The following is a 928-nucleotide window of genomic DNA, read 5'->3' as shown; positions in this document are numbered from 1 at the left end:
TTGGATAAAGCGTATGATTCGACTGCGGTCCGCGAGCTCATCGAATCCGTGTATGGCTATACTTCGCACATCCGCAGCCGAGGAGAAGAGAAACGTGAGTTGGACAGAGCCTCTGGCGAGCGTCCTCGGCGGTGGGTGGTTGAAAGAACTCATGGTTGGCTCAATCGCTTTCGAGCCATCCTCATTCGATGGGACAAAAACGTTCAGAATCACATCGCCGGTCTTCACCTCGCGTTTGCCTACTTCATCTACAGCAGACTCGGGGTTTTCGGATAGGTTCTTAGTCGGGTAACGGTCAGCATCACCGGGCGGTGGAAGCCAACGTGATTGGAAAGGAAGGTAGGTCTCCACCACCGCTCCGTGTGCATGCCATGGTTATTCGTTCAATTTATCATTTGAACCGTATCCATTCCGCATTGTCATTCAAGGCAGCAAAGTCAAGTGCGTAGTCCATGTCACGGAACTCGTAGTCGACACTGTCTTTGTACGCTGTGATGTCAATTGCAGGTGGCCAGATCGTCTCCCAGAGAAAATACGGTGCGAGACAGACAATGGTTAGGATCATCGAGGTCCACTTTTTGAAAGGCCGCGCGACGAAGTCATCGATATGCGGCCAAACAAACGCCAGGAACAAGGCGGCGATGACGAGTGCCAAGAGCAGACCGCCAGTTCGTTGTAGACGAATGGGCCAGGCACAAGACGAGCACGCAGGGGGATGCGTTGTGAAACCCCAACCGAAGATCCAAAATACCAAAGTCCACCAGCCAATTGTGTGTGTCCATATCCGAATGGATCGCCCGAAGGTTTCGCCACCGCATCGAACGCAACGTTTCGGATACTTTGCGATGTGGCGACGTGGAAGGTTAACGTTTGTGCTCAGCGGCATTATCGTGTGCTGACATGTAGAAGGATTTGCCTTCAACTCGAA

General features: G+C 52.4%; 2 protein-coding genes. One reads left to right on the top strand and one right to left on the bottom strand.

Annotated features, from left to right (window positions below):
- Nucleotides 1–276: transposase (locus LOC70_RS23560; RefSeq protein WP_230256517.1), on the top strand; the 276-nt coding region annotated here is incomplete at its 5' end.
- 115 nt (nt 277–391) lie between these two features.
- Here the strand turns inward: LOC70_RS23560 and LOC70_RS23555 are convergent.
- The gene (locus tag LOC70_RS23555; protein ID WP_230256516.1) at nt 392–655 is read right to left on the bottom strand and encodes a hypothetical protein; all 264 of its coding nucleotides are present in this window, start codon (nt 653–655) and stop codon (nt 392–394) included.
- Nucleotides 656–928: the final 273 nt, after the last annotated feature.

The sequence above is a fragment of the Rhodopirellula halodulae genome (assembly GCF_020966775.1).
Lineage (GTDB): Bacteria > Planctomycetota > Planctomycetia > Pirellulales > Pirellulaceae > Rhodopirellula > Rhodopirellula halodulae.
This window is presented reverse-complemented; position numbering and strand designations above follow the sequence as displayed.